This is a genomic window from Streptomyces sp. NPDC048639, assembly GCF_043199075.1.
Taxonomy (GTDB): domain Bacteria; phylum Actinomycetota; class Actinomycetes; order Streptomycetales; family Streptomycetaceae; genus Streptomyces.
Window position 1 is genome coordinate 42,550 of the sequence record NZ_JBICVP010000013.1, and the last position, 6,395, is coordinate 48,944.

Consider the following 6,395-nt stretch of genomic DNA (forward strand, 5'->3'; position numbering starts at 1 on the left):
GTCCGCCCGCCGAGCCCGCCCGTCAGCAGCTCTACATGTACGTCCAGCCGGTGGGCGCGGTCGCGGTGCCGCCTCCCGTCGTGACGGTGAGGGGGACCGTGCCCGTATCGATCGCCGAAGGGATGACGACGGCGAGCTGAGTGTCGGAGACGACGCTGAACCGGGCCGTGCGTTCGCCGACCGTGACCAGAGAGGTCGTGGCGAGTTCCCGCCCGGTGACGGCGATCACGGCCCCTCCGAACATGCTGCCGCTGGTGGAGCTCAGACCGCTCACCTGAGGGACGTTGACGTAGGTGTACGCGAGACTCGGCGTGGTGCCGCCCGCAGTGGTCACGCTGACGGGAATCATCCCGGCGGTGATCGCCACCGGTGCGGTCACCTGGATCTCCTCGCTGGAGACGATCCGGGGGATCGCCGGGATCTCACCGAAGAACACCCGCGTCGCCGTATCGAGCAGGTCACCGCGGATGGTGACGGTGTTCGCGCCGGTAGCGGGCCCGGAGAGGGGATCCAGCGACTGCATGTCGCCGCCCGGGTAGTAGAAGAACGGCTTGGGGTTGCTGGTACCCCCGGTTGTGGTGACGGTGACCTGGGCGACGCCCACGCCGGGCGGGGAGACGACCGTGAGCTGATTCGCGGTCCTGGCCAGGATCGTGGCGGACACCGAGTCGAAGGCCACCCGCGTGGTGCTCGCGAGATTGGTTCCGGTGATGGTCACCGTGGTGCCGCCGCTCATCGGGCCGCGGTTCGGGCTCATCGAGTTGAGGACCTGAATGACACTGGCAGAGTCGGAGCCGGTGTTGGCCACGTAGACCGCGAGCCCGGTCGGATTGACGTCCACGCCGGTCGGTTGGCGGCCGACGGGAGCGGTGGCCACGACCGAACGGGAATCGGTGTCGATGACGCTGACGGTGTCGGCACCGTTGTTGGTCACGAACGCGCGGTGCCCGTCGGGAGAGATCGCCACGCCCCAAGGGCGGCTGCCGACACGGATGGTGGCGGCCACGGCGTTCTCGGCCGTGTCGATGACGCTGACGGTATCCGCGCCGTTGTTGGCGACGTACAAGGTGGAGCCGTCGGGGGTGATCGCCAGACCGATGGGGGAGGACAGGCCGTTGATCGTGTCGGCGACCCTGTCCGTGGAGCGGTCGATGACGCTGACACTGTCGCTGTCCTGATTGGCCGCGTACACCAGGAACGAGCTGGGGTGGACGGCCACGTCGGAGGGGCGCCGCCCCACGGGGATGGTGGCGGTGACCGTGTTCGTGAGGGTGTCGATGACGGTGACGGTGTCGGAACCGGAGTTGGACACATATGCCCGCAGCCCGCTGGGACCCACGACCACCGCGGAGGGGTCGATGCCCACCGAGATGCTGCCGATGACGGCGTACGAGCTGCGGTCGAGGGCCGTGACGGTGTCGCTGCCGCTGTCGGCGACGTACAGCAGGGCCTCCAGCACGCTCGGGGAGACCGATTCGGGTACGGACGCGACACCGGCCGGTGAGGCGACCGGGCCGAAGGCGGTCGCCACGACCAGGCTGCCGGTGTCGATCACACTGACCGACCCGGACCCGCTGTTGGCGATGTACGCCCGGCGCCCCACAGGCCCCACGGCCACACCCCGTGGCAGGCGCCCCACCGGAACGGTGGCGACGGCGAGCGCGGGCACCGGCGTTCTCTCCTTCGCGGAGCCGGACGGTTCAGGCGGCGGTTCGGACGGAGGTTCGGACGGAGGTACGGAGGGAGGTACGGAGGGAGGTACGGAGGGAGGTACGGAAGAGGGGGAAGAGGGTTGGGGCGAGGGTGAATCCGCCCTGCCACCCGACCGCGGTGGTGGAGGCGAGGAGAAGGAACGCGACGAGGGCTGAGACGAAGAGCCGCTCACAACCCACCTCCCGAGATCGGTCCGACAGATCCGGCGGGGCTGGGCAACCCACTCATGCGGTGTGCTCAAGTGACCCACCGCGGACGGCACCGGGGCAACACCCGCGGTGCCGCTCGTACCCGTTCGGCTCAGCGCACGACCCGGGCGCAAAGGGGCATGAGTCCAGCACGGGATGCCGTTCCCCGTACGGTCCTTACGGGTCACGGCGCACTGCGCGGCGTCCGGTGCCGGCGGCGCGTGCGGCGGTGGTGGGCGGCGGTGGTGGGCGGTGGTGGGCGGCTCCGAAGCCACTCCGTCCACTGCCACCCCTTCTGCCTCGCGGGCCTCGCGGGCCTCGCGGGCCTCTCGGGCCTCTCTGGCCCCTCTGGCCCTCCATGTCTCTCGGGCCCCTCTGCTTCGGCAGCAGGTTGGTTCGGGTGCGCCACCTGCCGGAGTTGCTCGCCGTGACCGTACGGCAGGAGGCCTTGTGAGGTGCGGATCCGGCCACATCGCTGTGGCAGGTTTGGCCGACTCGTGTGCGGCAACTCGCTGACCAGAAACAGATCACACCTCATGTGAGGAGCTCTCGTGTTCAGTGCCATCGCCGACGTACTCCGCCAGATCGGCGGCGCCATTGCGACCGTCGTCACCCTTCCCTTCCGCGCACTCGCGCGGCTCTTCGGCGGAGCCTCGCGTTCCGCACGTGGGCGTGCGTGAACCGGAGCGTGTGAATCCCCCTGTGCCGGGGGCCGGACGGACCGGCCCCCGGCATCCGTATGTCCACGTCCGTACACCCACGTCCGTACACCCACGTCCGAACGTTCACGTCCGTACGTTCATGGGCGTGACTTGGTGGCGCCGGCCATGCGGCCGAAGTCGCCTGCACGCAGCGGATGGCGGGAAACCTGACGCGGTGGCAGCGCTGCCGGCAGTGAGGCGCGGCTCACTGAACGATCTTGGATTGACCTCGAGAAGACGGGGCACTCGCTGGCACGTCACATCGGTTCTGCAAGAAGGAGGGCGGACCTACATGACCAAAATCCTGCAGACGGTCGACGTCCAACGGCGTCCGGACCTTTCCGCGGGAGCGAGCGAGTCCGGGGAGGAAACGCTGCCGTGGATCGAAGATGCCACGGAGGTCGCGCCGAAGGATGCCAGGGCGCTGTCCAAGCAGTTCTTCGACCGGCTTGCTCTCCTCGAGGAGGGCACGCACGAGTATCAGTACGCCAGAAACACGCTGATCGAACTCAACATCTCTCTCGTGCGTTTCGCCGCGGGGCGGTTCCGTAGCCGGTCCGATGAAATGGAAGACATCGTGCAGGTCGGCACGATCGGACTGATCAAAGCGATCGACCGGTTCGACCTCTCGCGCGAGGTGGAGTTCACCACCTTCGCGATCCCGTACATCGTGGGCGAGATCAAGCGGTACTTCCGGGACACGAGTTGGGCCGTACACGTCCCGCGCCGGCTACAGGAGCTCCGCATCGAGCTGGCGAAAGCCGGTGAGCAGCTCTCCCAGAATCTCGACCGCGATCCGACCCCCACGGAACTCGCCGAATACCTGGAGTTGAGCGAGGAAGAAGTCATCGAGGGCATCGTGGCCAGCAACGGCTACAACGCTTCCTCTCTGGACGCCCCGCTCGACGAGGGCGGGGACGACCATGCCTCTTCCACCTTTGCCGACCATGTCGGTGAAGACGATCCGGCGCTGATCGGTGTGGAGGATCTGGAGGCGCTCAAGCCGCTCGTCGCCGAACTGGGCGAGCGGGACCGGCGGATCCTGAGCATGCGATTCGGTCAGGAGATGACCCAGTCCCAGATCGGTGAGGAGCTCGGTATTTCGCAGATGCACGTCTCGCGGCTCCTTTCCCGCACTCTTCGCCGACTCCGCAGCAGGATGCTCACGCAGTCGTAGTGCCCGACACCTACCAGCACCGCGCCCGGCCCGGGGGTTGACGACCGCCCCCGGGCCGACGTGTGTCCTCGCCCTCTCCGTGTCCGTCATCGACCTTCCCTCGGTGCCGTCACTTCCCGCCTCGCATGGGGGCGTGCCGTAGCTCGTGCATCACGCTCGCAGCGTCACGAATTCGCCCGTCAGTAGAACGAGTTGGCCGTTGGATCCACGGGGTCGCATCCGGTGGTATCCAGGGTTTCGGCCTTCCGGGAAATCCGCCGTCCGTGCGCCTTTCGCGCGCCGGGCCGATCCCGAAGCGCTCGACCGATCGTGTGGTTGGCTGTCAGCGCTATGGCCTGGCGGTGCGGTGTGCGTGCCTACTGAAACAACCGGCCGGTAAGCCGCCACGCACCGCCTGCCCGGAGCTGCGCTCTGCCGACACCACGAATCTGCCAGCGTCGGTCCCGCTTCTCCGGTACAAGCCTTCCTTGTGTGCGCCCGGTGATGAGCGGACCACCTCAGTAACTCGGAGGGCCATATGCCGGGCACGCTCACTTTGGTCTCCACGATGCCGAATCCCACCGTCTTCGGGCAGACGGTGAGCCTGACGGCCAACGTCGTCGCCCTGGGACCGGGCACGCCTACCGGAACCGTCACCTTCAACATCAGTGGCGGCCCGACCTTGACCGCACCCCTCGTCGGGGGCAAAGCCACCACCGCCACTGCCGGGCTGACAGCGGGCCCGCATCTGGTGACCGCCACATACAGCGGGAACGGAACCTTTTCCTCGTCGACGGGCAGCACCATCCAGGCAGTTGTCCAGGCGGGCACCCGGACAACGCTGACCACCAGCCCCAATCCGTCCCAGCCGGGGCAGCCGGTCACCCTGACCGCCACGGTCGCAGCCGTGCCACCCGGGGCGGGCACGCCCACCGGCAACGTCACGTTCTACGTCGTCGGCGGCCCGATCCTGACCGCGCCGCTCGTCGGCGGCCAGGCGGCCGCCACCACCACGGCCCTCGGGACCGGCCCTCGCACGATCGTCGCCACGTACACCGGCGACCCCAACTTCTTCCCGTCCGCCGACACAGGCATCCATACGAGCCTGCCCGGCAGGACGGCCAGCACGACGACGGTTTCCCCCTCGCCCAATCCGTCGGTGCCAGGACAGGCGGTCACCTTCACCGCGACGGTTGCCCCCGCCGGGCCGGGTGGCGGCACCCCGACCGGTACCGTCACCTTCACCATCAGCGGCGGGCCCACGCTCACCGCACCCGTGGTCGCGGGCAGGGCGACGGTCACCACCAGTGCGCTGACGCCCGGACCGCACACCGTCACAGCCCAGTACAGCGGTGACGGCGCGTTCAATCCCTCCACCGGAACGATGACCCAGACGGTCGATCGTGCCTCCACGACGACCACGGTGACGTCCTCTCCGGACCCGTCCGTGGCCGGCCAGTCGGTCACTCTCACCGCCAACGTCGCCCCGGTGGCGCCCGGTTCGGGTACGCCGACGGGAACGGTCACGTTCGTCATCGACGGCGGTGCCCCGATGACGGCGCCGCTGGTGGGCGGTCAGGCATCGGTGTCGACCAGTGCGCTGGGCGTGGGATCGCACACGGTCACAGCGACGTATGGCGGCGACGCGTCCTTCGCCCCCTCGACGGGCAACGACACCCAGACCGTGCAGGCTCAGCCGGTCACCGCGACGACGACTGCGGTGACGTCGTCGCCGGATCCGTCGGTGGTGGGTCAGGCGGTGACGTTTGCGGCGACGGTTGCTCCGGTTGATCCGGGGTCGGGTACGCCGACGGGGTCGGTGACGTTCGACTTCGGTGACGGCACTGCTGCGGTGACGGTGGCCCTGAGCGGTGGTACGGCGACGGTGGCGCACACGTATGCGGCTGCGGGAAGTCCGTATCTGGTGAGGGCGAGTTACAGCGGCAGTGCCACGTTCTCCTCCTCCATCGGCATCGATCCTCACACCGTGCAGCCCCGGACCGCCACCGCGACGAGGACCACGGTGACGTCGTCGCCCGACCCGTCAGCCGCGGGCCAGTCGGTGACCTTCACGGCCAATGTGTCCCCGGTCGCCCCGGGGACGGGTGCGCCGACGCGGACGGTGATCTTCGACTTCGGCGACGGCTCGACGGCCACGGTCGCGCTGTCGGGAAGCTCGGCCACGATCACGCATGCCTATGCGTCCGCTGCGGGCAGCCCCTATCAGGTCAGGGCGACGTACAGCGGCAGCCCCGTGTTTGGTCCGTCTACGGGTACGGACACGCAGTCGGTGACTCGTGTGTCCACGACCACCACCGTGACGTCGTCGCCGGATCCGTCGGTGGCGGGTCAGCCGGTGACGTTCACGGCGACGGTGGCTCCGGTGGCCCCAGGGACGGGTACGCCTACCGGGACGGTGACGTTTGCGTTCGGCGATGGTTCCACTGGGACCGGCACGCTCAGCGGTGGTACCGCCACCGTCACGCATGCGTATGTGTCGTCGACGGGGAGTCCGTTCACGGTCACGGCCACCTATGGCGGCAGTGCTGCTTTTGCGTCTTCGACGGGTTCGGATTCGCAGACTGTCAGTCGTGTGTCGACGACCACCGTTGTGTCTTCGGCGCCGGATCCGTCCGT

At 68.5% G+C, this 6,395-nt stretch carries 4 protein-coding genes; 3 read left to right on the forward strand and 1 reads right to left on the reverse strand.

Annotated features, from left to right (window positions below):
- Window positions 1-31: 31 nt before the first annotated feature.
- Entirely contained in the window at window positions 32-1,669 is a 1,638-nt protein-coding gene (locus ACGFNH_RS29505) for an IPT/TIG domain-containing protein (protein ID WP_393658910.1), read from the reverse strand.
- A 783-nt stretch (window positions 1,670-2,452) separates the two neighbouring features.
- Here ACGFNH_RS29505 and ACGFNH_RS29510 point away from each other — a divergent pair.
- The 3 genes from ACGFNH_RS29510 to ACGFNH_RS29520 all read left to right on the forward strand — a co-directional run.
- Window positions 2,453-2,581: an LPFR motif small protein gene (locus ACGFNH_RS29510; protein ID WP_393658912.1), complete on the forward strand. Its 129-nt coding sequence runs from the start codon at window positions 2,453-2,455 to the stop codon at window positions 2,579-2,581.
- Window positions 2,582-2,894: 313 nt separating this feature from the next.
- A complete protein-coding gene (locus ACGFNH_RS29515) occupies window positions 2,895-3,779 on the forward strand; it encodes an RNA polymerase sigma factor SigF (RefSeq protein WP_393659199.1) in 885 nt (294 codons plus the stop codon).
- A gap of 547 nt (window positions 3,780-4,326) precedes the next feature.
- The coding region (locus ACGFNH_RS29520) for an Ig-like domain repeat protein (RefSeq protein WP_393658914.1) at window positions 4,327-6,395 on the forward strand (2,069 nt) is incomplete at its 3' end.

Bases quoted from the DNA above. Each gene is read 5' to 3' on its own strand.
- ACGFNH_RS29515 (WP_393659199.1), top strand. From the start codon at position 2,895: ATGACCAAAATCCTGCAGACGGTCGACGTCCAACGGCGTCCGGACCTT.